At 66.6% G+C, this 26963-nt stretch carries 17 protein-coding genes and 2 tRNA genes; 10 read left to right on the top strand and 9 right to left on the bottom strand.

Going from position 1 to position 26963, the window contains the following annotated elements:
• Positions 1-4 precede the first annotated feature (4 nt).
• The 4 genes from lon to WS45_RS05145 all read left to right on the top strand — a co-directional run bounded on the left by lon (position 5) and on the right by WS45_RS05145 (position 4879).
• The gene (lon, locus tag WS45_RS05160; protein WP_059698573.1) at positions 5-2428 is read left to right on the top strand and encodes an endopeptidase La; all 2424 of its coding nucleotides are present in this window, start codon (positions 5-7) and stop codon (positions 2426-2428) included.
• 203 nt (positions 2429-2631) lie between these two features.
• A tRNA-Val gene (locus tag WS45_RS05155) sits at positions 2632-2707 on the top strand.
• Between the two features lie 23 nt (positions 2708-2730).
• Positions 2731-2807, top strand: a tRNA-Asp gene (locus WS45_RS05150).
• 137 nt (positions 2808-2944) lie between these two features.
• Entirely contained in the window at positions 2945-4879 is a 1935-nt protein-coding gene (locus tag WS45_RS05145; RefSeq protein WP_059698571.1) for a SurA N-terminal domain-containing protein, read from the top strand.
• A gap of 112 nt (positions 4880-4991) precedes the next feature.
• Here WS45_RS05145 and WS45_RS05140 read toward each other — a convergent pair whose 3' ends face one another.
• The gene (locus tag WS45_RS05140; RefSeq protein WP_059693358.1) at positions 4992-5666 is read right to left on the bottom strand and encodes an arylesterase; all 675 of its coding nucleotides are present in this window, start codon (positions 5664-5666) and stop codon (positions 4992-4994) included.
• Between WS45_RS05140 and WS45_RS05135 the strand changes: the two genes are divergently transcribed.
• A complete protein-coding gene (locus WS45_RS05135; RefSeq protein ID WP_059529693.1) occupies positions 5665-6366 on the top strand; it encodes an ABC transporter ATP-binding protein in 702 nt (233 codons plus the stop codon). The genes WS45_RS05140 and WS45_RS05135 overlap by 2 nt on opposite strands.
• Positions 6367-6441: 75 nt before the next feature.
• Here the strand turns inward: WS45_RS05135 and pgi are convergent, their stop codons facing one another.
• The 3 genes from pgi to WS45_RS05120 form a co-directional block, all read right to left on the bottom strand.
• Complete coding sequence (gene pgi / locus WS45_RS05130; protein WP_059529697.1) at positions 6442-8064, bottom strand: glucose-6-phosphate isomerase; 1623 nt, start codon at positions 8062-8064, stop codon at positions 6442-6444.
• A gap of 111 nt (positions 8065-8175) precedes the next feature.
• Positions 8176-9720, bottom strand: a complete 1545-nt coding sequence (locus WS45_RS05125) for an NAD(P)H-hydrate dehydratase (protein ID WP_059698569.1) — start codon at positions 9718-9720, stop codon at positions 8176-8178.
• Between the two features lie 51 nt (positions 9721-9771).
• Complete coding sequence (locus WS45_RS05120) at positions 9772-11073, bottom strand: FAD-dependent oxidoreductase (protein WP_059698566.1); 1302 nt, start codon at positions 11071-11073, stop codon at positions 9772-9774.
• Positions 11074-12427: 1354 nt separating this feature from the next.
• On the opposite strand from WS45_RS05120, the gene ltrA reads away from it, so the two are divergent.
• From ltrA to WS45_RS05105, 3 genes are all read left to right on the top strand, one after another.
• Positions 12428-14128 (top strand): group II intron reverse transcriptase/maturase, encoded by a 1701-nt coding sequence (gene ltrA / locus WS45_RS05115; protein WP_059698563.1) that lies wholly within the window; start codon positions 12428-12430, stop codon positions 14126-14128.
• Positions 14129-14278: 150 nt separating this feature from the next.
• Positions 14279-18343, top strand: a complete 4065-nt coding sequence (gene purL / locus WS45_RS05110) for a phosphoribosylformylglycinamidine synthase (RefSeq protein ID WP_059698561.1) — start codon at positions 14279-14281, stop codon at positions 18341-18343.
• Positions 18343-18885, top strand: a complete 543-nt coding sequence (locus WS45_RS05105; protein WP_059698559.1) for a GNAT family N-acetyltransferase — start codon at positions 18343-18345, stop codon at positions 18883-18885. The genes purL and WS45_RS05105 overlap by 1 nt, the downstream gene beginning before the upstream one ends.
• A 165-nt stretch (positions 18886-19050) precedes the next feature.
• Here the strand turns inward: WS45_RS05105 and WS45_RS05100 are convergent, their stop codons facing one another.
• From WS45_RS05100 to WS45_RS05080, 5 genes are all read right to left on the bottom strand, one after another.
• Positions 19051-19833 carry a peptidylprolyl isomerase gene (locus WS45_RS05100; protein WP_059529712.1) on the bottom strand — a complete coding sequence of 261 codons (783 nt, stop codon included), beginning with the start codon at positions 19831-19833 and terminating at the stop codon, positions 19051-19053.
• Between the two features lie 18 nt (positions 19834-19851).
• Positions 19852-20160: a BolA family protein gene (locus WS45_RS05095; RefSeq protein ID WP_059529714.1), complete on the bottom strand. Its 309-nt coding sequence runs from the start codon at positions 20158-20160 to the stop codon at positions 19852-19854.
• A gap of 1 nt (position 20161) precedes the next feature.
• Positions 20162-20692: a septation protein A gene (locus WS45_RS05090; protein ID WP_011352350.1), complete on the bottom strand. Its 531-nt coding sequence runs from the start codon at positions 20690-20692 to the stop codon at positions 20162-20164.
• A 124-nt stretch (positions 20693-20816) separates the two neighbouring features.
• Positions 20817-21248, bottom strand: coding sequence for a peptide-methionine (R)-S-oxide reductase MsrB (gene msrB, locus WS45_RS05085; RefSeq protein WP_059698558.1), 432 nt, complete (start codon positions 21246-21248; stop codon positions 20817-20819).
• 38 nt (positions 21249-21286) lie between these two features.
• Positions 21287-22855 carry a protein adenylyltransferase SelO gene (locus WS45_RS05080; protein ID WP_059698557.1) on the bottom strand — a complete coding sequence of 523 codons (1569 nt, stop codon included), beginning with the start codon at positions 22853-22855 and terminating at the stop codon, positions 21287-21289.
• A 164-nt stretch (positions 22856-23019) separates the two neighbouring features.
• Between WS45_RS05080 and WS45_RS05075 the strand changes: the two genes are divergently transcribed.
• Both WS45_RS05075 and WS45_RS05070 read left to right on the top strand, forming a co-directional pair.
• On the top strand, positions 23020-24663 hold the full coding sequence (locus WS45_RS05075) for a 3-(methylthio)propionyl-CoA ligase (protein WP_059698555.1): 1644 nt from the start codon (positions 23020-23022) through the stop codon (positions 24661-24663).
• A 182-nt stretch (positions 24664-24845) separates the two neighbouring features.
• Positions 24846-26930, top strand: a complete 2085-nt coding sequence (locus tag WS45_RS05070) for a 3-hydroxyacyl-CoA dehydrogenase NAD-binding domain-containing protein (RefSeq protein WP_059693344.1) — start codon at positions 24846-24848, stop codon at positions 26928-26930.
• Positions 26931-26963: the final 33 nt, after the last annotated feature.

The following is a 26963-nucleotide window of genomic DNA, read 5'->3' as shown; positions in this document are numbered from 1 at the left end:
TGAAATGTCAGGCACCCAACTTCTCCCGCCGGAACGCATCACGCTCCCGCTGCTGCCGCTGCGGGATGTCGTCGTTTTCCCGCACATGGTGATTCCGCTCTTCGTGGGCCGGCCGAAATCGATCAAGGCCCTCGAAGCAGCGATGGAAGGCGGCAAGCACATCATGCTCGTCGCCCAGAAAACCGCGGCCAAGGACGAACCGACCGAAAAGGACATGTACGAGGTCGGTTGTATCGCCAACATCCTGCAGATGCTGAAGCTGCCGGACGGCACCGTGAAGGTGCTCGTCGAGGGCCTGCAGCGTGCGAAGGCGTTGTCGATCGAAGAGCAGGAGACGCAGTTCTCCTGTGAAGTAATGCCGCTCGAGCCCGATCACGCCGACAGCGCGGAAACGGAAGCGCTGCGCCGTGCGATCGTGTCGCAGTTCGACCAGTACGTGAAGCTGAACAAGAAGATCCCGCCGGAGATTCTCACGTCGCTGTCGGGCATCGACGAAGCCGGTCGCCTCGCGGACATGATCGCCGAGCGTCTGCCGCTTAAGCTCGACCAGAAACAGCACATCCTCGAGATGTTCCCGGTCATCGAGCGCCTCGAGCACCTGCTTGCGCAGCTCGAAGCCGAGATCGACATCCTGCAGGTCGAAAAGCGCATCCGCGGGCGCGTGAAGCGCCAGATGGAAAAGAGCCAGCGCGAGTACTACCTGAACGAGCAGGTCAAGGCGATCCAGAAGGAACTGGGCGAAGGTGAAGAGGGTGCGGACCTCGAGGAGCTCGAGAAGCGCATCAACGCCGCGCGCATGCCGAAGGAAGCGAAGAAGAAGGCCGATGCCGAGCTCAAGAAGCTGAAGCTGATGTCGCCGATGTCGGCCGAAGCGACCGTCGTGCGCAACTACATCGACACGCTGATCGGCCTGCCGTGGCGCAAGAAGAGCAAGGTCAACAACGATCTGTCGAACGCCGAGCAGGTGCTCGACGAGGATCACTTCGGCCTCGAGAAGGTGAAGGAACGTATCCTCGAGTACCTCGCGGTGCAACAGCGCGTGGACAAGGTGAAGGCGCCGATCCTGTGCCTCGTCGGGCCCCCGGGCGTCGGCAAGACCTCGCTCGGCCAGTCGATCGCTCGCGCGACGAACCGCAAGTTCGTCCGGATGGCGCTCGGCGGCGTGCGTGACGAAGCCGAGATCCGCGGTCACCGCCGCACGTACATCGGCTCGATGCCGGGCAAGATCCTGCAAAGCCTGGCGAAGGTCGGCGTGCGCAATCCGCTCTTCCTGCTCGACGAAGTCGACAAGATGGGCATGGATTTCCGCGGCGATCCGTCGTCGGCGCTGCTCGAAGTGCTCGATCCGGAACAGAACCACACGTTCGCCGACCACTACATCGAAGTCGACTTCGACCTGTCGGACGTGATGTTCGTCGCGACGTCGAACTCGCTGAACATCCCGCCGCCGCTGCTCGACCGGATGGAAGTGATTCGTCTGTCGGGTTACACGGAAGACGAGAAGGTCAGCATCGCGCAGCGCTACCTGCTGCCGAAGCAGAAGAAGAACAACGGTCTGAAGGACGGCGAGATCGAGGTCACCGAGCAGGCGATCCGCGACATCATCCGCTACTACACGCGCGAAGCCGGTGTGCGTTCGCTCGAGCGGGAAGTGTCGAAGATCTGCCGCAAGGTCGTGAAGATGCTGTTGCTGAAGAAGGCATCGGGCGCGATCAAGGTCGATGGCGAGAACCTCGATACGTTCCTCGGCGTGCGCAAGTACGACTTCGGCCTCGCGGCGAAGGAAAACCAGGTCGGTCAGGTGACGGGCCTCGCGTGGACGGAAGTCGGCGGCGACCTGCTGACGATCGAAGCCGCGGTGATGCCGGGCAAGGGCAACGTGATCCGCACGGGTTCGCTCGGCGACGTGATGAAGGAGTCGGTCGAGGCCGCACGTTCGGTCGTGCGCTCGCGTTCGCGCCGTCTGGGTATCAAGGACGAGGCGTTCGAGAAGCAGGACATCCACATCCACGTGCCGGAAGGCGCGACGCCGAAGGACGGTCCGTCCGCCGGCGGTGCGATGACGACCGCGCTGGTGTCGGTGCTGACGGGGATTCCCGTGCGTGCCGATGTCGCGATGACGGGAGAGATCACGCTGCGTGGCGAAGTGCTGCCGATCGGCGGGCTGAAGGAAAAGCTGCTGGCAGCGCATCGCGGCGGCATCAAGCTCGTGCTGATCCCGGAAGAGAACGTGAAGGATCTCGCGGACATTCCGGACAACGTGAAGAACGCGATCGAGGTCGTGCCGGTCCGCTGGATCGACAAGGTGCTCGAGCTCGCGCTCGAACGTACGCCGACCCCGCTGCCGCCGGAAGAAGAGGCGAAGGCTGCGGCACCGGTCGGCGAGGCGGCGAAGGATGCCGGCTCGACGGAAGTCGTCAAGCACTGAAAACCTGAACGCCGTCTCTGACGGTTGTTCACGAAACCCGCGGCGTGTCCGCGGGTTTTTTATGTGCGTCGACATCGTGGGTTGAGCGGCGCGTTAAATTTTTTGCGCACGGGCTTGGCAAAATGATCGGGGATGAATTAAACTTGCGGGCTCGCTGGTTGTTGATGCCGAAACGCAGATCACAGCCAGAACGAATCGGAAACGGGTGCTTAGCTCAGCTGGTAGAGCGGCGCCCTTACAAGGCGTAGGTCGGGGGTTCGAACCCCTCAGCACCCACCAGTTTCCTGATTCAGCCAGACCAAGGAGCGGTAGTTCAGTCGGTTAGAATACCGGCCTGTCACGCCGGGGGTCGCGGGTTCGAGTCCCGTCCGCTCCGCCAAAAAATGAGAAAGCCCGCCTCGTGCGGGCTTTTTCATTTGCGTCGTCGGTTGCGCCCGTTCGTTGCGCACCTGCTTTTCTCCCGTGCCACCCCGTATGTTGTAATATCGGACGTTTTGTCCAATTTTCCCGTCACGCATGCTCGATTTCTTCCGTAATCACCAGCGCCTGATGATGGCGCTCCTGCTCCTGATCGTGTTGCCGGGGCTGGGTTTCGTCGGGATCCAAGGTTTCCGCGGCTTCTTCGACGACAGCGCGAACGTCGCGGCGGTCAACGGGCACAAGATCACGCGGGTCGAATTCGACGGCGCGTTCCGCCAGCAGATCGACCAGGCGCGCCAGGCGCTCGGCGGGCAGTTCGACATCAAGGCATTCGACACGCCCGAACATCGCAAGCAAGTGCTCGACGGCCTGATCCAGCAACGCGTGCTGGCCGACGAGACGCAGCGCCTGCACCTGACCGCATCCGACAACGCGGTGCGCGACGCGCTGATGAGCGACCCGATGATCGCGTCGCTGAAGAGACCCGACGGTACGATCGACGTCCAGCGCTACGCGCAACTGTTGTCGTTCCAGGGGATGACGCCCGAGCAGTACCAGGAGCGCGTGCGCTACAGCCTCTCGCTGCAGCAGATTCCGGCGAGCATCGTGGCGAGCGCGTTCACGCCGAAGGGGCCGGCGCAACGGCTGTCGGAACTGGCTGCGCAGCAACGTGAAGTGCAGGCGCTCGTGCTGAAGACGAGCGACTACGCGACGAAGGTGCAGCCGACCGATGCACAGCTCACCGCATACTACGACGCGCACAAGCAGGGTTTCGCGACGCCGGAAACCGCGACGATCCAGTATCTCGTCTATTCGCCGGCCGCTGCCGCCGCGAGCGCGCAGCCGACCGATGCCGACATCAAGAAGTTCTACGACGACAACCCGACGCACTTCCGGTCGGAAGCGCAGGTGCGCGTGAGCCACATCTTCATCGCCGCGGCGAGCGACGCAAGCGCGGCCGACAAGGCGGCCGCGAAGGCGAAGGCCGAGCAGCTGCTGGCCGACGTGAAGGCGCATCCGGACCAGTTCGCGCAGATCGCGCAGAAGAGCTCGCAGGACGCGCCGTCGGCGGCGAAGGGCGGCGATCTGGGCTTCATCACGCGTGGCTCGACGGCGGGCGGCAAGGCGTTCGACGATGCCGCGTTCGCGCTGAAGCAGGGCGACGTGAGCGGTATCGTGCAATCGGATCTCGGTTTCCACGTCCTGAAGGCGACGGAAGTGAAGCCGTCGGTGGTCAAGCCGTTCGCCGACGTGAAGGACCAGATCGCAGTCGACCTGAAGCAGCAATACGCGGCGAAGGCGTTCTCGGACAACGCGGAAGGCTTCACGTCGACCGTCTATGAAAAGGCGAAGACGCTGCAGCCGGCCGCCGACAAGTACAAGCTGACGATCCAGACGGCCACCGTCACGCCGACGCCGAATCCGCAACTGCCGCCGACGAGCCCGCTGAACAATCCGAAGTTCCTCGCTGCGGTGTTCGCGAACGACTCGGTGAAGAGCCAGAACAACACGCAGGCGATCGACGTGGGCAACAACACGCTGATCTCGGCGCGCGTGACCGACTACAAGCCGGCGGCCGTGCCGGCGCTCGACACGATCAAGGACGCGGTGCGTCAGAAGGTCATCGCCGAACAGGCCGCGGAACGCGCGAAGAAGGACGGCGCGGCGAAGCTGGCCGAGCTGCAGAAGTCGAAGTCGGTCGATGGCTTCACGGCCGCGCAGAAGGTGTCGCGCACGCAGTCGCAGGGCCTGACGCCGGCGGCGCTGAGCGCCGTCTACAAGGTCGATGCGAAGACGCTGCCGGCATACGTCGGTGTCGATCTCGGCGCGGACGGCTACGCGATCTATCGCGTGAACGCGGTGATCCCGGGCACGGCCGTCGATCCGCAGCAGCTCGCGGCTGCGCAGCAGCAGATGGCGCAGGTCGAAGCGCAAAGCGAAGGCGAGGCGTATCTCGCCGCGCTGCGCGACCGCTCGAAGGTGAAGCTGTACGGCACCACGCAGAGCCAGTCGCAGGATGGCGGCAACTAAGCCACAGCCAAGCGTCAACCCAGCGAAGCGCCGTTCACGGTTTCGCGTGCAGCAACACAAAGCCCCGCTCGAAGCGGGGCTTTTTGCTTTCCGGCGATGGCGCGCCGCGAGGTCAGCCGCGCGGCTTGCCGAGCAGCGGCTTCAGCGCCGGCCAGACGTTGTCGAGCAGGATGCCCTGCGCCTGCTGCGCGGGATGCATCTGGTCCGACTGGAACATCTCCGGCTTGTTCTCGATGCCGGCCAGCAGGAATGGCACGAGCGGTACGCCGAGTTCCTTCGACAGGCGCGTGTAGACCGCATGGAATTTCTGCGTGTAATCGGGCCCGTAGTTGGGCGGCACGTACATGCCGACCAGCACGACCTTCGCGCGCGCTTGCCGCGCATCGGCGATGATGTCGCGCAGGTTCTGTTCGGTCGTCGCGAGCGGCACGCCGCGCAGCGCGTCGTTCGAGCCGAGCTCGACGACGACGATCGACGGCTTGAGCCGTTGCAGCACCGCAGGCAGTCGCGCGCGGCCGCCGCTCGTGGTGTCGCCGCTGACGCTTGCGTTTGCGACGCTATAATCGATTCGCTCGGTCGCGAGCCGTTGCCGCAGCAACGCAACCCAGCCGGTGTCGCGTGGCAACCCGTATTCGGCCGACAGGCTGTCGCCGAGCACGACGAGCGCGGGCTGGCCCGATGTCGAGGCCGCCGCCGTTGCGGCGCGTGCGGGCACGTTTGCTGCGAGCAGGGTACCCAGCAGCGCGGCGAACGCCGCGCGTCTTTTCCAGCGGAATGTCGTGTCCATGTTCAAGATTACCGATCCGATCATCGAAGTCCATGACGTGTGCAAGCGGGTCGCCGACGCAACGGGCGAGCTGACGATCCTCGACGGCATCACGTTCGCCGTGCGGCCCGGCAGCAGCCTCGCGATCGTCGGTGCATCGGGGTCGGGCAAATCGACGCTGCTCGGCCTGCTTGCGGGGTTGGACAGCGCGACGAGCGGTACGGTTCGCCTGCTCGGCCGCGCGCTCGACCAGCTCGACGAGGACGAGCGCGCTGCGCTGCGCAACGGCGCGGTCGGATTCGTGTTCCAGTCGTTTCAGTTGATGCCGCACCTGACGGCACTCGAGAACGTGATGCTTCCGCTCGAGCTGCAAGGCGGCATCAACGCGCGCGACGCCGCCGATCGGGCGCGCGCGTTGCTCGTGCAGGTCGGTCTCGGCGAGCGCACCGCGCATTATCCGAAGCTGCTGTCGGGGGGCGAGCAACAGCGCGTCGCGCTTGCGCGCGCATTCGTCACGCATCCCGCAATCCTGTTCGCCGACGAACCGACCGGCAGTCTCGATGCAGCCACCGGCCACGCCGTCATCGACCTGATGTTCAAACTGAACCGCACGCACGGCGCAACGCTCGTGCTCGTCACGCACGACGCCGAACTCGCGCGGCGCTGCGCGACGACGATCACCATCGACGCCGGCCGCATCGTCGCGCCGCACGCGGCATAGCGCGAGACCGAATTTCTTGCCGGCCGCGCAGGGTGGATCACCCGGTGCGGCCGGCGTGCGTTCGATGCTGTCGCGTCAGCGCTTGAGCGCCGCACGCGCGCGCTCGATCAGCGCGGTCGTCGACGAATCGTGCTTCGCGGGATCGACCGATTCGGCCGACAGGTCGGCTTCGACGACCTTGCCGAGAATCTTGCCGAGCTCGACGCCCCACTGGTCGAACGGATTGATGTCCCATACCGTTGCCTGCACCAGCACCTTGTGCTCGTAGAGTGCGATCAGTGCGCCAAGCGTGCGCGGCGTCAGCGCATCCACCAGCAGCGTCGTCGTCGGGCGGTTGCCGGGGAAGGTCAGGTGCGGCGCGAGCGCTTCCTTGCCGGGGCCGGCGACCTTGCGCGCTTCGTCGAGCGTGCGACCGAGCATCAGCGCTTCACTCTGCGCGAAGCAGTTCGCGAGCAGCTTCGGATGATGGCTCGCGAGCGGATGCTCGGGCGTCAGCACCGCGATGAAGTCGATCGGCACGATCGTCGGGCCCTGGTGCAGCATCTGGAAAAACGCGTGCTGGCCGTTGGTGCCCGGCTCGCCCCACGTGACGGCCGACGTCGGGTAGTCGACGAACGTGCCGTCCAGGCGTGCGGACTTGCCGTTGCTTTCCATCTCGAGCTGCTGCAGGTACGACGGCAGGTAGTGCAGCGCTTCCGAATACGGCGCGACGAGATAGCTCTGCGAGCCGAAGAAGTTGCGATACCAGATGCCGATCAGGCCGAGCAGCACCGGCAGGTTGCGCTCGAGCGGCGCTTCGCGGAAATGGCGATCCATGTCGTTCGCGCCGGCGAGGAGTTCGTCGAACTGCTCGGGCCCGATCGCGATCATGATCGACAGGCCGACCGCCGACCACAGCGAATAGCGGCCGCCGACCCAGTCCCACATTTCGAACACGTTGTCGGCGGAGATGCCGAACTTCACGACTTCGGCCGGGTTCGCCGACACGCCGACGAAGTGCTTCGCCAGCGCATCTTCCGGGCAGCCGCGCGCGACGAACCAGTCGCGCAGCGAGCGTGCGTTCGTCATCGTCTCGAGCGTCGTGAAGGTCTTCGACACGATGATCGCGAGCGTTTCCTCCGGGTCGACCTGTTCGAGCACGCGCGCGAGATCGGCGCCGTCGACGTTCGATACGAAATGAGTCGAAATGTCGGGCGTCGCGACATGGTGCAGCGCGTGCGTGACCATCTTCGGTCCGAGATCCGAGCCGCCGATGCCGATGTTGATCACGTGGCGGATGCGCTTGCCGGTGTAGCCGGTCCACGCGCCGCTGCGCACGGCGCGTGCGAAGGTCGCCATCTTCGCGCGCTCGGCGCTGACCTGCGCATGGAACGGTGCGTGCGGGTCGGTCGCGCGCAATGCCGTGTGCAGCGCGGCGCGGCCTTCGGTCGGGTTGACGATCTCGCCGGCGAACATCGCGTCGCGGCGCGCCTCGACGCCCGCTTCGCGGGCCAGCTGCACGAGCAGGCGCAGCGTGTCGTCGTTGATGCGGTTCTTCGAGAAGTCGGCCGCAAGGCCGCCGCCGGGGATCGTGAAGCGTTCGGCGCGGGTCGGCGCGCGGTCGTTTTCCGGCGCGAACCAGTCGCGCAGCCGCGCGTGGCGGATTTGTTCGAAGTGGGATTGAAGGGCAGTCCAGGCGGGGAGCGAATTCAGCGTCATGGCGGTTCGAGTGAAGCGTGAATCGGGAGGAATGCCGCGCCGGCGCATCGGGATCGGAACGCCGGCGGACGAGCGGGCCCGCCGTGCGGCGGGGCACCCAGTATAGCGGCGTTATATGTCGGCGCGCGCCGACGGGTAAAAAAGGCGATTGATCAGCGTGCGCACCATCGGCGCGAGTTCGCCCGCGGTGAGGCCGGCCGGTCCCGTGCCGTTCGCGGTCAGCGTGTCGGCCGCGAGGCCGTGCAGGTATACGCCCGCAAGGGCGGCTTCGTACGGCGCGACGCGCTGCGCGAGCAACGCGCCGATCAGGCCGCCGAGCACGTCGCCGGTGCCGCCGGTGGCGAGCGCCGCATTGCCGGTCGGATTGATCGTCAGGCGGCCGTCGGGCGCCGCAATCACCGTGCCCGAACCCTTCAGCACGACGATGCTCGCGTAGCGCGCGGCCAGCGCCTGCGCCGCGGCCAGCCGGTCGTGCTGCACCGTCGCGGTATCGCTGCCGAGCAGCCGCGCTGCCTCGAGCGGATGCGGCGTCAGCACGCACGCGTTGCCCCGGGCGCCGCGGGCGGCGACGGCGGCGGCGAGGTCGGCGTGGGTCGCGACGAGGTTCAGCGCGTCGGCGTCGAGCAGGGTCGCGGCGTCGTGCGCGAGCACGTCGCGCACGAGGGCGACCGCGGCCTCGCGCGCGCCGAGGCCGCAGCCTGCCGCGATCGCGGACATCGCATCGAGCTCGAGGCTGTCCGCGGGATGCAGCATCAGTTCGGGAAACGGCGGGTCGTACGGCGGCGCACCGGCGCCGAGGAAGCCGACATGCACCTTGCCGGCGCCCGCGAACAGCGCGGCACGCGCGGCGAGAATCGGCGCGCCGCACATGCCGGTGTCGCCGCCGAGCACCGCCAGGCTGCCGAACGTGCCCTTGTGCGAAGCGAACGCGCGGGCGGGCAGCGCGGCGGCGAACCGTGCCGGTGCATTCAGCACGACGGCCGGCGCGGCGGGCGGTGCGACGTCGAGCGACGCGATGTCGATCTCGCCGGCGAGGTCGCGGCCGTCGCCGGTATAAAGCCCCGGCTTCGCGCCGATGAAGGTGAGCGTGTGCGTCGCGGTGACGGCGACGCCCGCGCCGACGATCCGGCCCGTGTCGCTGTCGAGCCCGCTCGGTACGTCGAGCGCGAGCACGCGGCCGCCGCTTCGGGCATGTGCGGCGATGCGCGCGGCCTGGGCGGCGAACGGTCCGTCGAGTGCGCGCGCGAGGCCGATGCCGAACAATCCGTCGACGACCCACGCGAAATCGTCGAGCGAGGCGGGCGGTTCGGTCGACAGCGGCACGCCGGCCGCGCGCGCGAGGCCGAGCGCCCATTGCGCATCGTCGGGCTTGACCGGCACCGGCATCCAGGCCTGCGTCGCGACGCCGAGCTGCTGCAGTTGCGCGGCGGCCACCAGCGCGTCGCCGCCGTTGTTGCCGGGGCCGACCGCGAACCAGACCGGGCGGTCGTCTCCGGCCACCCGTTCGGACAGCCAGCGCGCGGCGGCGGCGCCCGCGCGGCCCATCAGCGTGTGCGGCGGCAGTTCGGCGGTCGCGGCGGCCTCGGCCGCGCGCAGGTCGGCGACGCGCAGCAACGCGAGCGGGGCGGAGTCGGGAAGCGGGCGGGGATTCGTCATCGCGGGGTCATGGCGGCGGGAGGAGGCCGCCCCGGGACAGGCCCGTGGCGGTCAGGTCGTGAAGCGCGCGGGACTCAGCGCGGCGAGCGTGTCGGCGGGCCACTGCTGCGTGTCGCCGCTCAGACAGTCTGTCACCACTTTAGCAGACCCGCACGCGAGGCCCCAACCGGCCGGGCCATGCCCGAAATTGACGAATACGCGCGGATGCGGGGTCGGACCGACGACCGGCAGGCCGTCCGGCGACAGCAGCTGTGTGCCTTGCCACGACAGCGCGGCGGAAATCTTCGCGGCGCCCGGCACCCAGTCGTGGACGGCCTGGCCGAGTAGCGCGAGCGCGGCCTCGGACAGCGGCTCGGGGAGCGGCTTCGCGGTGTCGGCGAGGCTCTGCAGCACGGCGCCGCCGCCGATGCGCAGCCGCTGGTGGGTTCGCGTGATCGAAATCCGCTTGATCGAATCGACGACGCTCAGGTGCGGCGCATGTTCTTCGTATGCGACCGGGGCGGTCAGCGTATGCGTGCGCACCGGATGCAGCGGCAGCCGCCAGCCGAGCCGCTCCAGCAGCGGCAGGCTGCCGGCGCCCGCGGCGACCACGATCGCGTCGGCCGACATCACGTCGACCTCGTGCGCCTTCGTCGCGTGCCGGCCGCCGGCCGGCGCGAGCTCGACCGCGGCCCGGCCGGTGTCGACGCGGATTGCGGCGACGTCCGCGCCGAAGCGGAACTGCACGCCGTGCTCGTCGAGCGTCTGCTTGATCAGTTTCGCGAACAGCGGGCAATTTCCGGTGCGCTCGCTCTCGAGCAGCACGCCGCCGGCAAAGCCGGGCTCGGCCGGCACCGAAGGCTCGAGCGCCGCGCATTCGTCGGCCGTGAGCACCCGGTACGGCTGGTCGAGCGCACGCAGCAGGTCGAGTGCCGGTTGCAGCGCTTCCCAGTCGCGCGGGTCGCGCACGACGTGCAGGATCCCGGGTTTCTGCTCGAATTCGAGCTGGAGGCGCGCCTCGATGTCGGCGAGCGACTCGCGCGACGCGTCGATCAGCGGGCGCAGCCGCGCATACTGCGCGGCGAATGCGTCGGGCTCGCGCAGCGCGGCGAGCTGCTTGACGAAGCGGCGCACGCCGCCGTTGAAGCCCGGCTTGTAGACGATGCCGGTGTCACGCGGCTGGCGCTGGCGCATGAAGGTCGGCCCGAACCAGACGTCGAGCGGGCTCGGCAGCAGCGTGCCGCCGTCGCCGTAGGTCGCGCCCTGCGCGACGGTCGCGTGGCGTTCGACCACGCACACGCGATGGCCGGCCGCGCGCAGCTGGTAGGCGGTGGCGACGCCGCTGATTCCGCCGCCGATGACGATGACATCCATGGATTGCTTCGATGACGGGCGGCATGCATGCCGCCCGGTGAGGATTCGCTGACGGGCTCCCGGCCCGGTGAACCGCAAATGATAGCGCCAAAATCGCGCGAACCGGCGTCGTGCGACCTCGTCCGATTCCGCCATCACGTGGTCGCCGGCCGCCGCGGCCGTGCGTGCCGGTCCGGCGGCCGGCTGTGCGCCGCGGATGCCGCCGCACCGTTGCGGTGCGTGACGGGTGCCGATCAGCCGGTCTGGGACGGCCGACTTCCGGGTATAATTACGGCCTTCGTGCGACACGCACGCTCGTGTCCGGGTAGTCCCAACGTAAGGGACATCGACTAGCGGTGTTAAGGAGGCGTCAGTACGAGCCTTACCAGCCGCGAAAAGTGCAATGTGGGCCTCATGAAGCCCGGCAGTCTTTGCACTTCTTGTAACGAAGCGAACCCGGTTGGGTACTCCGGGTGTCGCCACAGGCGATGTTCGGTGTGCTGCATTCAGCCGGACATCGCATTGCATTGACCTGATTACCGTCAGGCCCCGCCCAGTCAGCGGCTTCACCTCCGCCGATTGGGCGGGGTGGTGTTTGCAATTCCCCCAGACACTTGTGGCTTGGGGTTTCGAAGCTTGAGACGAGCGAAAGCTCGGTGTGTCATTGTTCAATCTCTCAGTGGTCGGGAGATAGTGAACCTGTTGTACGACCAGCAGTAGCCTAGGGAGACATGCGTCACTGGCAACGGTGGGGTGTGAAGCTCTCCCGACAATGAAGCCCCCGGATGTATCGGGCGCGTGGAGATCGTGAGATCTCCACGTGGAGATTCGGAGCAGCAATCGGATCGAGGAGCTAGGCTGACTGGCAGGGTCAACGTAAGTGAACTGCTGATAAACCTCGTAATAATTGTGGTGCCAAAGCTGCTGTTAGGCATCGACCAAAAGGTGCGCGGTCGGATAACCCGCTGAAGGTTCGGGTTACGTCGTCATCGGACCGCCGGGGAAGAGGCAGGACCTAAACCAGTCGTGTGACACGCCGGGAACGTGGTAAGCCCGTACTGCTGCCAGTGCGTGAGCGCTGGCAGGCGAACCGTGAGGAACGCTGTTGGCCGTGCGGGTATGGGAGGACGGAAAAAGCGAATGCCGGGCTGTAATGGCTCGGATAGGGGTTGAGACATCACCCCACGCGAAAGTGGGCAGACTTCCGTCTGGTCTACCGTCGCAAGACGGCTGACTAACCCTCAAGCTGAAACAGTGATTGCTGGTGGCTTCTTAGTCATCAGTGTTGTTCTTTTCCCTTGTGGGAGCAAAACGCTCCCGCAAGGGGCGTTTTGCTTTCCGCGAAGGGATTCACTTCTTTGAGCAGGAGAGCAGCATGAAAGTATCTGCCCGTAAGGGTGGGTCTGCGCTTTCCCATGCGCCGGACCATTGGCACGACGTCGATTGGCGTCGCGTGGAACGGAACGTGAGAGGGATGCAGATTCGAATTGCGAAGGCGACGCGGGAAGGTGACTGGCGCAGGGTGAAAGCCTTGCAAAGGATGCTGACCCGCACGTTGTCCGCGAAGTTGTATGCGGTACGACGTGTTACGCAAAACCAAGGTGCGCGAACGGCTGGAGTCGATCGCGAACTGTGGGATACGCCTGAGAGCCGATGGGAAGCTGTCGGCAAGTTGAAGCGGCGCGGATACAAGCCTCTGCCATTACGGAGAGTCTTTATCCCCAAGGCCAATGGGAAGTTACGCCCTCTGGGCATACCGACCATGCGGGACAGGGCGATGCAAGCCCTGTACTTGCAGGCTCTGGAGCCGGTGTCGGAATCGACGAGCGACCCGAACTCATATGGGTTTCGGATCAATCGCTCGACGGCTGATGCGATGTCGCAGTTGTTTGTCTCCTTGGCGCAGAAGGCTTCGGCCCAATGGGTCTTGGAGGCAGACATCAAAGGCTGCTTCGACTACATCAATCACGACTGGCTGGTGAACCATGTCCCAATGGACAAGGGAATTCTCCGGAAGTGGTTGAAGGCTGGCCTGATTTACAAGGGGCAGCTACAGGCGACTGAGGCCGGTACGCCGCAGGGAGGCATCATTTCCCCGACGTTGGCCAATGTGACGCTGAATGGGTTGGAGCGAGAACTTGCGGGGCATCTGAACGCCACGTTTGGGATCGTCCGGGCCAAGAGGCTGAAGGTGAGAGTGGTGCGGTACGCAGACGACTTCGTGATCACCGGCACTTCGCAAGAGGTGCTAGAGAGCGATGTCAAACCTTGGGTAGAAGCCTTCCTCGCACAACGAGGACTGCAACTCTCCGAGGAAAAGACGCGGATCGTCCATATCAACGACGGCTTCGATTTCCTGGGGTGGAATTTCCGGAAGTACACGGGAACGCTACTTATCAAACCGAGCAAGAAGAACGTACAGACGTTCTATCGCAAGGTTGAGGAAACAATCAGCGGTAACAAGGCGGCAAAGCAGGAGAGCTTGATCCTTCTGCTGAACCCGATGCTACGAGGATGGGCGCAGTATCACAGCCCCGTAGTTGCCAAGCAGGCGTACACCCGCATGGAGCATCTAGTGATTAAGAGGCTCTGGCGGTGGTCGAAACGGCGGCATCCGAACAAAGGTAAAGACTGGGTGAAGAGGAAGTACTTTCACACGGTTGGAAACCGCAATTGGGTGTTCGCTGCGCCCACAGTGCGCGAAGACGGCAGTAAGGGTCTTCTGGAGATGTACCAACTTAGCGGTACGGAAATCAGGAGACACAAGAAGGTGAGGGGGGACTTCAATCCCTTCGATCCCATGATGGAGCAGTACAGCGAAGAGTTGCGGCAGGAGCGTATGTGGAACTCAATGCGCTACCGGAAGCAATGGGCCTCGCTGTATATGTCACAAAGCGGCTGCTGTGCGCATTGTGGCTGCGCCCTGACGGACGAGACAGGCTGGCACGACCATCATCTGGAATATCGGATGCATGGCGGATCGGACTCTCTCTCCAACCGGGTTTTGCTTCATCCGGACTGTCATCGGCAGGTGCACGCCGGTAAAATTGCAGTAACTAAGCCGGTCTGGCCGTAGGCCAGATTTTGCTCTTGTAGGCTTGAGCCGTATGCGGGGAAACTCGCACGTACGGTTCTTAGGGGGCCCTTCTTCCGCAAGGAAGGGGGGCTACCCTACCTTTCGCCCCACGTCGCCACCTCGCGCGACTCATCGACGTCAGTCCAGCCCATGGCTCACTTCTCGTGTTTTCCCGGCGCTTCGGCCCTCTCCGATTTCCGTCAAACCCGTCTGCTCGACACGCTCAGGCAAATCGACGCCAACATCGTCGCGGTGCGCGGCCAGTTCCTGCACTTCGTCAATGCGGCCGAGCCGCTGTCGGCCGACGACAGCGCACGCATCGACGCACTGATGCACTACGGCGCGCCATTCGAGCCGGCGGCCGAGAAGGGCACGACCGAGACGTTCGTCGTGCTGCCGCGCTTCGGCACCGTTTCGCCGTGGGCGAGCAAGGCGACCGACATCGCGCAGCACTGCGGCCTCACGCAGGTGCGCCGCATCGAACGCGGCGTCGAATTCACGGTCACGCTGAAGTCGGGCCTGCTCGGCGGCAAGAAGGCGCTGTCCGACGACGCGCGCGCAGCCGTCGCGGCCGCGCTGCATGACCGGATGACCGAAAGCGTGGTCGCCGCGCGCGACGACGCGAAGCACCTGTTCGACGAGCTGCCGGCCAAGCCGCTCGCGACCGTCGACGTGCTGGGCGTCGGCCGCGCCGCGCTCGAGCGCGCGAACGTCGAGCTGGGCCTCGCGCTCGCCGACGACGAGATCGACTACCTGGTCGACGCGTTCCGCAAGCTCGAACGCAACCCGACCGACGTCGAACTGATGATGTTCGCGCAGGCGAACAGCGAGCATTGCCGCCACAAGATCTTCAACGCGCAGTGGACGATCGACGGCGAAGCGCAGGACATGTCGCTGTTCGCGATGATCCGCAACACCGAGAAGCTGAGCCCGCAAGGCACGATCGTCGCGTATTCGGACAACTCGTCGATCATGGTCGGCGCCGAAGCCGAGCGCTGGTTCCCGCGCAACGCGGGCGCGGCCGGCGAGCCGGGCGAACGCTACGGTCGTCACACCGAGCTCACTCACACGCTGATGAAGGTCGAGACGCACAACCACCCGACGGCGATCTCGCCGTTCCCGGGCGCGGCGACCGGCGCGGGCGGCGAGATCCGCGACGAAGGCGCGACGGGCCGCGGTGCGCGTCCGAAGGCCGGCCTCACGGGCTTCACCGTGTCGAACCTCGATCTGCCCGACGCACGCCAGTCGTGGGAAAACGCACGCGACGCGGCGCAGCCGGTCGGCGAGCGCAATCCGAACGAGCAGCACGGCCCGTACGGCCGCCCGGACCGCATCGCGTCGCCGCTGCAGATCATGATCGACGGCCCGCTCGGCGGCGCCGCGTTCAACAACGAATTCGGCCGTCCGAACCTCGGCGGCTACTTCCGCGTGTACGAGCAGAACGTCGGCGGCCAGGTGCGCGGCTATCACAAGCCGATCATGATCGCGGGCGGCCTCGGCAACATCGCGGATCAACACACGCACAAGCACGACGTGCCGGCAGGTTCGCTGCTGATCCAGATCGGCGGCCCGGGCATGCGGATCGGCATGGGCGGCGGCGCGGCGAGCTCGATGGCGACCGGCGCGAACACGGCCGAACTCGACTTCGACTCGGTGCAGCGCGGCAACCCGGAAATCGAGCGGCGCGCGCAGGAAGTGATCAACGGCTGCTGGCAGCTCGGCGCGGAAAACCCGATCCTGAGCATCCACGACGTCGGCGCGGGCGGCCTGTCGAACGCGTTCCCCGAAATCGTCGACGGCGCGGGCAAGGGCGCGCGCTTCGAACTGCGCAAGGTCGCGCTCGAGGAATCGGGCCTGTCGCCGCGTGAAATCTGGTCGAACGAGGCGCAGGAGCGCTACGTGCTGGCGATCGCGCCGGCCGACCTGCCGCGCTTCGAGGCGATCTGCGCACGCGAGCGCTGCCCGTTCGCGGTGGTCGGCGTCGCGACCGACGAACGCCAGCTGAAGCTCGTCGACGACGAAGCAACGGGCATCGAGGAATTCCCGGTCGACATGCCGATGGAAGTGCTGCTCGGCAAGCCGCCGCGGATGCACCGCGACGTCGCGCGCGTCGCGACCGAGCGCGCGCCGGTCGAGGTGACGGGCATCGCGCTGTCGGAAGTCGCGGTCGACGTGCTGAAGCACCCGACGGTCGGCAGCAAGTCGTTCCTGATCACGATCGGCGACCGTTCGGTCGGCGGCACGTCGGTGCGCGACCAGATGGTCGGCCCGTGGCAGGTACCGGTGGCCGACTGCGCGGTGACCGCGCTCGACTACGCGGGCTTCAAGGGCGAGGCGATGACGATGGCCGAGCGCACGCCGCTCGCGGTGATCGACGCGCCGGCATCGGGCCGCATGGCCGTCGGCGAGGCGATCACGAACATCGCGAGCGCGCCGATCGCGTCGCTCGACAAGCTGAAGCTGTCGGCGAACTGGATGGCCGCGTGCGGCACGGCCGGCGAGGACGCCGCGCTGTTCGACACGGTCAAGGCGATCGGCATGGAGCTGTGCCCGGCGCTCGGGATCGGCATCCCGGTCGGCAAGGATTCGCTGTCGATGAAGACCAAGTGGGACGAGCAGGGCGTCGCGAAGGAAGTGGTGTCGCCGGTGTCGCTGATCATCTCCGCGTTCGCACCGGTCGAGGACGTGCGCCGTCACCTGACGCCGCAACTGCGCCGCATCGCCGACGCGGGCGACAGCGTGCTGATCGCGATCGATCTCGGCCGCGGCAAGAACCGGATGGGCGGCAGCATCTTCGCGCAGGTCACGCAGCAGGTCGGCGATACGACGCCGGACGTCGACGATCCGGAAGACCTGAAGCGCTTCTTCGACGCGATCCAGTCGCTCAACGCGCAAGACAAGCTGCTCGCGTACCACGACCGCTCGGACGGCGGCCTGTGGGCGACGGTGTGCGAAATGGCGTTCGCGGGTCACGCGGGCGTGTCGCTGAACGTCGACATGCTGACGCTCGACCCGAATCACGAATCGGACTACGGCGACGCGAAGGACTGGGCGAAGCAGACGAGCGGCCGTCGCGAGGATCGCACGCTGCGCGCGTTGTTCTCGGAAGAACTCGGCGCCGTCGTGCAGGTGCGCGCGGCCGATCGCGACGCGGTGCTCGGCGCGCTGCGCGAGTTCGGTCTGTCGGCGTGCTCGCACGTGATCGGCACGGTCAACGATCGCGACGTGATCGAGGTGTACCGCGACGCGAAGAAGGTGTTCGACGCGCCGCGCGCTGAACTCCATCGCGCGTGGGGCGAAGTGAGCTGGCGCATCGCGCGCCTGCGCGACAACCCCGCTTGCGCGGACGCCGAATACGACGCGCTGCTGGACGCGGCCGACCCGGGCATCTCGCCGGTGCTGAGCTTCGATCCGGCCGACGACATCGCAGCACCTTTCATCGCGACGGGCGCCCGCCCGCGTGTCGCGATCCTGCGCGAGCAGGGCGTGAACTCGCATCTCGAAACGGCCTACGCGTTCGACCGCGCGGGCTTCGATGCGCACGACGTGCACATGAGCGACCTGCTGGCCGGCCGCGCGACGCTCGCCGATTTCGCGGGCGCGGTGGCATGCGGCGGCTTCTCGTACGGCGACGTGCTGGGTGCGGGCGAAGGCTGGGCGAAGACGATCCGCTTCAACGCGAATCTCGCCGACATGTTCTCGGCCTTCTTCGCGCGTCCCGACACGTTTGCGCTCGGCATCTGCAACGGTTGCCAGATGCTGTCGAGCCTCGCGTCGATGATTCCGGGCGCGGAGGCATGGCCGAAGTTCACGCGCAACAAGTCGGAGCAGTTCGAGGCGCGCTTCTCGTTCGTCGAAGTGGAGAAGTCGCCGTCGATCTTCTTCGCGGGGATGGAAGGCTCGCGGATTCCGGTGGCGGTCGCCCACGGCGAAGGCTATGCGGACTTCTCGCAGCAGGGCGACATCGATCGCGTCGCGGTCGCGATGCGCTACGTCGACCACCGTGGCGAGGCGACCGAGCGTTATCCGTTCAACCCGAACGGCTCGCCGGCCGGCATCACGTCGGTCACGACGGCCGACGGCCGCTTCTCGGTGCTGATGCCGCACATGGAGCGCGTGCACCGCACGGTCACGATGAGCTGGCATCCGGAAGGCTGGGGCGAAGCGAGCCCGTGGATGCGCGTGTTCCGTAACGCACGCCGCTGGATCGGCTGATGTTCGATCCGCACGCACCGGTCGAGATCGTCACGCTGCGCGACGAACGCGCAAGCGATGTCGATGCGATCGGTCGCGTGATCGTGGCCGCGTTCGCGGACGAGCCGCAGCACGGTCGGTTCGAACGGCAGATCGTCGATGCGCTGCGCGCGGAGGGTGTGCTCAGTGTGTCGCTCGTCGCGGAGCGCGACGAGCGCGTGATCGGTCACGTCGCGTTTTCGCCGGTGTCGATCGGCGGCGAGCCGGCCGGCAGCCAGCAGTGGTACGGGCTCGCACCGCTCGCGGTGCTGCCCGACTGCCAGCGGCAAAGCATCGGCGCGGGGCTCGTGCGCACGGGGCTCGACGCGTTGCGCCGGCTCGGTGCGCGCGGCTGCGTCGTGCTCGGCGATCCCGCGTATTACGCGCGTTTCGACTTCGTGCAGTCCGGCGATCTGGTGTTCCCGGATGCGCCGCCCGAGTATTTTCTCGCGCTGGCGTTCGACGAAGACGCGCCGCGGCCGTCGGGCGAAGTCCGCTACCACGATGTGTTTTATCCGGCATAGCGGTTCGCCGCACTGCCCGAACGCTACCCCGCAGTCCTGAAAAGCCGCCTCGAGGCGGCTTTTTCTTTGCGCGGCCACCGCGTGGGTCGGTCGACCGCAAGCGAGCATGACAAAGAAAAAGGCCGCTCCGGGGAGCGGCCTTTGCGTGGGCGATCGTCGCCGACGTTACTGGATCTTCGCCTGCTGGCGCAGGCCTTCCTCGAACGCCTGCAGCTTCTGCTGCACGAGCTGCTGCGCGATCTGCGCCTTCACCTGGTCGAACGGCGGCGGGGCGATGTCGCGGACGTCGTCGACACGGATGATGTGCCAGCCGAACTGCGTCTTCACCGGCGCGTCGGTCATCTGGCCTTTCTGGAGCTTCTGCGCGGCGGCCGCGAATTCCGGCACGTACGCCTTCGGATCGGACCAGTCGAGGTCGCCGCCGTTCTTGCCCGAGCCCGGATCCTTCGAGTACTGCTTGGCCAGATCCTCGAACTTCGCGCCGGCCTTGATCTTCGCGATCAGGTCCTTCGCCTGCTGCTCGCTGTCGACGAGGATGTGGTGCAGGTGATACTCGCGGTTGCCGCCGGCGCCCTTCACGAGATCGTCATAGCGCGCCTTCACTTCCGCGTCGGTCGGCTGGTTCTTCTTCAGGAAGCTCTCGATCATCGAGCGCAGCACGACAGTCTGTTGCGCGACGGCGACCTGCGCCTTCACGTCCGGACGGTTCGGGATGCCTTCGCGGATCGCTTCCTGCATCAGGATTTCGCGGTTCACGAGTTCCTGGCGCACGGCTTGTTGCAGCTGCGGGCTGTCGGTCTGGCCTTGCTGGACGAGCTGCGCGACCATCGCATCGGCGCGCGACTTCGGAATCGGCGTGCCGTTGACGACGGCGATGTTCTGGGCGAATGCCGGTGCCGCTGCGAATGCAGCCGCCGCGACCCACAGGCGGGGGGATTTCAGGATCATCGGGAATTCCTGTTGAGACTAGATTGAAGATTCGTTGAATTCTTCGGGCGTATAAGCCACGATCGCGAGCGCGTGAATGCCGCGCTGCATCGCATCAGCGAGCGCATCATACACCAGCCGGTGCCGCGCGACGCGCGGCTTGCCCGCGAAGGCGGCCGACACGATCGTCACCGTGTAGTGGCCGCCGGCGGCCGCGCCGGCGTGGCCCGCGTGCTGCGCGCTGTCGTCGCGCACCGCGAGCGACAGCGGCGCGAGCGCCGCGCTCAGGCGCGCTTCGATCAGCGCGATGCGTTCGTCGGGAGAGGCGGCGAGAAAGGCGTCGGTCATGTCATTCGTCCTTCAGGTACTTCGTGAGCCACAGGCTCTGCAGGATGATGAACACGACCATCGCGCCCGTCGTGCCGAACAGCTTGAAGTTCACCCACTGCGATTCGGTGAAGTTGTGCACCACGTACAGGTTCGCGACGCCGAGCACCGCGAAGAACAGCGCCCACGCGACGTTCAGTTTGTCCCACACGGGGTGCGGCAGCGTGAGCTGCTTGCCCATCATCTTCTCGATCAGGTTGTTGCCGAACGCATAGCGTGCGGCGAGCAGCCCGATCGCAAACAGCCAGTACAGCACAGTCGGTTTCCATTGAATGAATTTCTCGTCATGCAGGACGAGCGTGGCGCCACCGAAGACGACGATCACGCCGAGACTGACCCACAGCATCGTGTCGACCTTCCGGTGCCGGAAGGCCACCCACGCGACCTGGGCCAGTGTCGCGACGATCGCGACGGCGGTGGCGGTGAAGATGCCCCAGACCTTGAAGGCGGCGAAAAACAGGATGATCGGAAACAGATCGAACAGGAATTTCATGGCGCTCGCAGCTGCGTGAAAGGCCGCATCGCGCGGCCGTTCACCGTTGTGGGGACCCGCCAGGCGCCACCGTCCGGGATCGGGGCAGCCGGGCAGGCTGTCCGACCGATCCGTCCGGTGCCGCTCATTCGTTTTCGGGTCGGGACTCGAAGTTTAACGCAGCCGAATTGATGCAGTACCGCAAACCGGTCTTGTCGCGCGGTCCGTCCTCGAACACGTGGCCGAGATGCGCGCCGCAATGGTTGCAGCGGACCTCGACGCGCACCATGCCGTGCGAGCGGTCGATCTTCTCGTCGATCACCTCGCTGTTGAGCGGCTTGAAGTAGCTGGGCCAGCCGCAGCCCGAATGGAACTTGGCGCCGGATTCGAACAGCGGCGTGCTGCAGACGACGCATTTGTAGATGCCGGCGTCCTCGGTGTCGGTGTATTCGCCGGTGAAGGCGCGCTCGGTCGCCGCATGCTGCGTGACCTCGTACTGCATCGGCGTGAGCCGGCGGCGCAGTTCGGCGTCGTCCTTCTGGTACGGGAAGGTCTTGTCGTCGGAATCGTGTGACATGTGGATGTTCTCCTGATCGGTCGGTCGGGTCGTGCGGGTCACGACGAGCAGCTCACTTCGAGCGACCCGGCCCAGTCGGGCGGCAATGCCGCATACGTTTCATGTTCCGGTTGTTCGTCGAATGGCCGGCGCAGCACCTGCGCGAGTCGCTCGACTTCGGAAAAATCCTTTTCCTTCGCGCGCCGGATCGCGACTTCGGCCAAATGATTCCGCAGCACGTATTTCGGATTCACGCGATTCATCGCGGCCGCGCGGGCCGCGTCGTCGCGCGTTTCCTCGGACAGCCGTGCGCGATAGAGGTTCGCCCATGCGTCGAATGCGTCGCGATCGATGAACAGGTCGCGTACCGGCGCGTCGCGGCTCGCGTCGTGCTTCGACAGCTGCGCGAGCCGGCGGAACGTCAACGTGAAGTCCGCATGGCTCGCGTGCATCGTTTCGAGCAGCTTGTTCGCGAGCTCGGCGTCGTTCTCGCGCTCGAGCTCGAGGCCGAGCTTCGCGCGCATCGCGCGTTCGAGCGCGGGGCCGAAGCGTTCGGGAAACTTCGCGAGCACGGCCTGCGCGTCGTCGACCGCGCGCTCGGCGCGCGCATCGTCGTCGGCGATCCCGTGCTGCAGCCCGATCAGCGGCAGCAGCGCCTGCGCGAGGCAGTAGCAGTTCCAGTGCGCGATGCGCGGCTGCATCCGGTACGCGTAGCGGCCGCTCGTGTCGGAGTGGTTGCAGATGTGATTCGCGTCGAACGCGTCGACGAAGCCGAACGGGCCGTAGTCGATCGTCACGCCGAGGATCGACATGTTGTCGGTGTTCATCACGCCGTGGCAGAAGCCGACCGCCTGCCACTGCGCGACGAGGTCGGCCGTGCGCAGCATTGCGGCTTCGAGCAGCGCGAGGTACGGATCGTCGGCGTCGCGGCATGCGGGATAGAAGCGGTCGATCACGTGATCGGCGAGCTGGCGCAGCAGGTCCGGGCGATCGTTCGAGAAGAAATGCTCGAAGTGGCCGAAGCGCACGAAGCTCTCCGAAACACGCGTGACGACAGCCGACGTCTCGATCTCCTCGCGCACCACCGGCTGGTCGGAGCCGATCACCGTGAGCGCGCGGGTGGTCGGGATGCCGAGGTGATGCATGGCTTCCGAGCACAGGAATTCGCGGATCGACGAGCGCAGCACCGCGCGGCCGTCGCCCATCCGCGAATACGGCGTGCGGCCGCCGCCCTTGATCTGCAGTTCGTAGCGCTGGCCGTCCGCGCCGGGGAGTTCGCCGATCGTCAGCGCGCGGCCGTCGCCGAGCTGGCCGGCCCACACGCCGAACTGGTGACCGGAATACACCGACGCATACGGCATCGCGCTCGCCGGCCAGTCGCGCGTCGGGTTGCCGGCGAACAGCTCGGCGAACCCGGGCTGCCGGCCGAGCGACACCGGCAGCCCGAGCAGGTTCGCGACCTCGTCGGAAAAGCCGACGACGTACGGCGCGGGCAGCGGCGCGGCCGGCAGCCGCGTATGAAACGCGTCGCCGAGCGTGACGAACGCGCCGGTGGCCGGCGCGCCGAGCGTCGCGGCGAGGTCGGGGAGAGTGTCAGCCGTATCGGCTGCGCTTCGGGAAAACGACATGTTGAGCGCCTCTGGGTAAGCCGATATTGTAAGGCGGCGCCGCGCCGCCCGCATGGCGGCCCGCGCGCCTTGCGCCAGGCCTGTCCGGGCCGTGGACAGGCTGCAAGCTGGCGCACCGTTTCGAGGCTGGTCACCGATTCGCGTCCTTCCGGGAGAACAAGACGATGGGTAAGCCGTTGCTGGGCCAGATGATGGACATGCCGTTGCTGGTGTCGTCGCTGATCGCGCACGCTGCGCGTCATGCGGGCGACACGGAGATCGTGTCGAGGCGCGTGGAAGGCGACCTGCATCGCTACACGTACCGCGACTGCGAGCAGCGCGCGAAACGGCTCGCGCAGGCGCTCGCGCGGCTCGGCGTCGAATCGGGCGACCGCGTCGGCACGCTGGCCTGGAACGGCTACCGGCATCTGGAGGCGTATTACGGGATCGGCGGGATGGGCGCCGTGTGCCATACGATCAACCCGCGTCTCTTTCCTGAGCAGATCGCCTACATCGTCAATCACGCGGAAGACCGCTACGTCTGCTTCGACATCAATTTCGCGCCGCTCGTCGACGTGATCGCGCCGCAATGTCCGCACGTGAAAGGCTGGATCGCGATGACCGACGCCGCGCACCTGCCGTCCGGCGCGACGCCGTTCCTCTGCTACGAAACGCTCGTCGACGCCGAGGACGGCCGCTACGACTGGCCGCGTCTCGACGAATTGCAGGCGTCCGGCCTGTGCTACACGTCGGGCACGACCGGCAACCCGAAAGGCGTGCTGTATTCGCATCGCTCGACGGTGCTGCACGCATACGGCGCCGCGCTGCCGGACGCGATGAACCTGTCGGCGCTCGACGCCGTGCTGCCCGTCGTGCCGATGTTCCATGTGAACGCGTGGGGGTTGCCGTATGCGGTGCCGCTCACGGGCGGCAAGCTCGTGCTGCCCGGCAAGGATCTCGACGGCAAGTCGCTGTACGAACTGATGGAGGCCGAACGCGTGACGTTTTCCGCGGGCGTGCCGACCGTGTGGCTCGGGCTGCTGAACTACATGCGCGAGGCCGGCGTGCGTTTCTCGACGCTGAACCGCACGGTGATCGGCGGCTCCGCGTGCCCGCCCGCGATGCTGCGCACGTTCGAGGACGAATACGGCGTGCGCGTGATCCACGCGTGGGGGATGACCGAGCTGTCGCCGCTCGGCACGCTCGCGACGCTGAACTGGGCGCAGTCGCAGCGGCCGCTCGACGCGCAGCGCCGGTTGCTGGAAAAGCAGGGTCGCGTGATCTGCGGTGTCGACATGCGGATCGTCGGCGACGACGGCAACGAATTGCCATGGGACGGCGTCGCGTTCGGCGAACTGCAGGTGCGCGGGCCCTGGGTGATCGATCGCTACTTCGGGAGCGATGCGTCGCCACTGTCGGACGGCTGGTTCCCGACCGGCGACGTCGCGACGATCGACCCCGACGGCTTCCTGCAGATCACCGACCGCAGCAAGGACGTGATCAAGTCCGGCGGCGAATGGATCAGCTCGATCGACATCGAGAACGTCGCGATCGCGCACCCGGGTGTCGCCGAAGCCGCCTGCATCGCGTGCGCGCATCCGAAATGGACCGAGCGTCCGCTGCTCGTCGTGGTGCCGCGCGAAGGGGCGAACCTGACGCGCGACGCGCTGCTCGCGTTTTACGAGGGCAAGGTCGCGAAGTGGTGGGTGCCCGACGACGTCGTGTTCGTCGAATCGCTGCCGCACACCGCGACCGGCAAGCTGCAGAAGCTGAAGCTGCGCGAGACGTTCCGCGACTACGTGCTGCCGACGGCGGTCGGCGAGCCGTAAGCCGCGGCCGGCGACGGCCCGCCGCGCGGTCTCCCGATCCGGCTCCCGGATCGGGACAAAATCAAATTGAACGACCGTGCTTTTTCGTTGTATGCTGCCTCCGTTCGATCCGGACATGCGGCCGTTCGACCGCGCACAATGAAGCGCAGCCACCCCGGCGCGCGATGCATGGAGGCAGGCAGATGGCAGTGGATTACTCGACTCGCGACGGCGTGGCCGTCATCACGCTCAACAATCCGCCCGTCAACGGGCTCGGCCTGTCGACACGCCAGGGCGTCATGGACGCGCTCGATCGCGCCGCGCAGGATCCGTCGGTCACGGCGATCGTGCTGACCGGCGCGGGCCGCGCGTTCTCGGGCGGCGCCGACATCACCGAATTCAATACCCCGAAGGCCCTGCAGGAACCGACGCTGCACACCGTGATCCGCGCGGTGGAGGCGAGCGCGAAACCGGTCGTCGCGGCGCTGCACAGCGTCGTGATGGGCGGCGGCCTGGAGCTCGCGCTCGGCGCGCACTATCGCGTCGCGGCGCCCGGCGCGCAAGTCGCGCTGCCGGAGGTGAAGCTCGGCCTGCTGCCGGGCGCGGGCGGCACGCAACGCCTGCCGCGCGCGGTGGGCCTCGAAACCGCGCTGAACATGATCGTGTCGGGCGCGCCGGTGCCGTCGGAGCAGCTCGCGACGAGCGGACTGTTCGACGAGATGGCCGACGGCGACCTGCTCGACGCGGCCGTCGCGTTCGCGCGCAAGGTCGGCGCGCGGCAGGGGCCGCATCCGCGCGTGCGCGATCGCGGGATCGTCCACGAGAATGCGGCGGGCTTCATCCAGTTCGCGCGCAATTCCGCACGGGCCGCCGCGCCGAACTTCCCCGCGCCGCACAAGTGCATCGACGCGATCGAGGCCGGCGTGCTGAACGGTTTCGACAAGGGCAGCGTCGCCGAGCGCGACGGTTTTGTCGCGCTGATGATGACGCCGGAAAGCCGCGCGCTGCGCCATGCGTTCTTCGGCGAGCGCGCGGCGAGCAAGATTCCCGACGTGCCGGCCGATACGCCGGTGCGCGAAATTCGCCGCGTCGGCGTGATCGGCGCGGGCACGATGGGCGGCGGGATCGCGATGAACTTCATCAACGCGGGCCTGCCCGTCACGCTGCTCGAGACGAAGCAGGACGCGCTCGACCGCGGGCTGGCCACGATCCGCAAGAACTACGACGCGCAGGTGAAGAAGGGCAAGCTCACGCAGCAGAAGCTCGACGCGCGCATGGCGCTGATCACGCCGACGCTATCCTACGACGACCTGAAGGATGCGGACCTGATCGTCGAGGCCGTGTTCGAGGAGCTCGGCGTGAAGGCGCAGGTGTTCGGCCAGCTCGATGCGGTGGCGAAGCCTGGTGCGATCCTCGCGTCGAACACGTCGACGCTCGATGTCGACAAGATCGCCGCGTTCACGAAGCGGCCGCAGGACGTGGTCGGCATGCACTTCTTCAGCCCGGCGAACGTGATGAAGCTGCTCGAGGTCGTGCGCGGCGCGCAGACCGCGAAGGACGTGCTCGCCACCGTGATGGCGGTGGCGAAGAAGATCCGCAAGACGGCGGTCGTGTCGGGCGTGTGCGACGGCTTCATCGGCAACCGGATGATCGAGCAGTACATCCGCCAGGCACTCTTCATGCTCGAGGAAGGCGCGCTGCCCGCGCAGGTCGATCGCGCGATCGAGAAGTTCGGTTTCGCGATGGGCCCGTTCCGGATGAGCGACCTCGCCGGCAACGACATCGGCTGGGCGATCCGCAAGCGCCGCTATGTCGAGCAGCCCGATCTGCATTACTCGAAGATCGCCGACCGCCTGTGCGAACAGGGCCGCTTCGGCCAGAAGACGGGCGGCGGCTGGTACGACTACGTGCCGGGCGAGCGCAAGGCGAAGCCGTCGGCGCTCGTCGACGAGATGGTCGTCGCGTATTCGAAGGAGCGCGGCGTGGAGCGGCGCAAGATCGGCGACGATGAGATCGTCGAGCGGCTCGTGTTCGCGCTCGTCAACGAAGGCGCGAAGATTCTCGAGGAGAAGATCGCGTCGAAGGCGTCCGACATCGACATGGTTTATCTGACCGGCTACGGCTTCCCGCTGTGGCGTGGCGGCCCGATGCTGTATGCGGACATGGTCGGCCTCTACAACGTCGAGCGCGCGATCCGCCGCTATGCGGCCGCGCCGAACGGCGATGCGTGGACGCTCGCGCCGTCGATCGTCGAACTGGCGAAGGCCGGACGCGGCTTCAACGGCTGACGCCGGGCGTGGCGGCGCGCCCGGGCTTGCAAG

Origin of the sequence: Burkholderia sp. RF2-non_BP3, from assembly GCF_001522185.1 — a bacterium.
Classification (GTDB): Bacteria; Pseudomonadota; Gammaproteobacteria; order Burkholderiales; family Burkholderiaceae; genus Burkholderia; species Burkholderia diffusa.
This window is presented reverse-complemented; position numbering and strand designations above follow the sequence as displayed.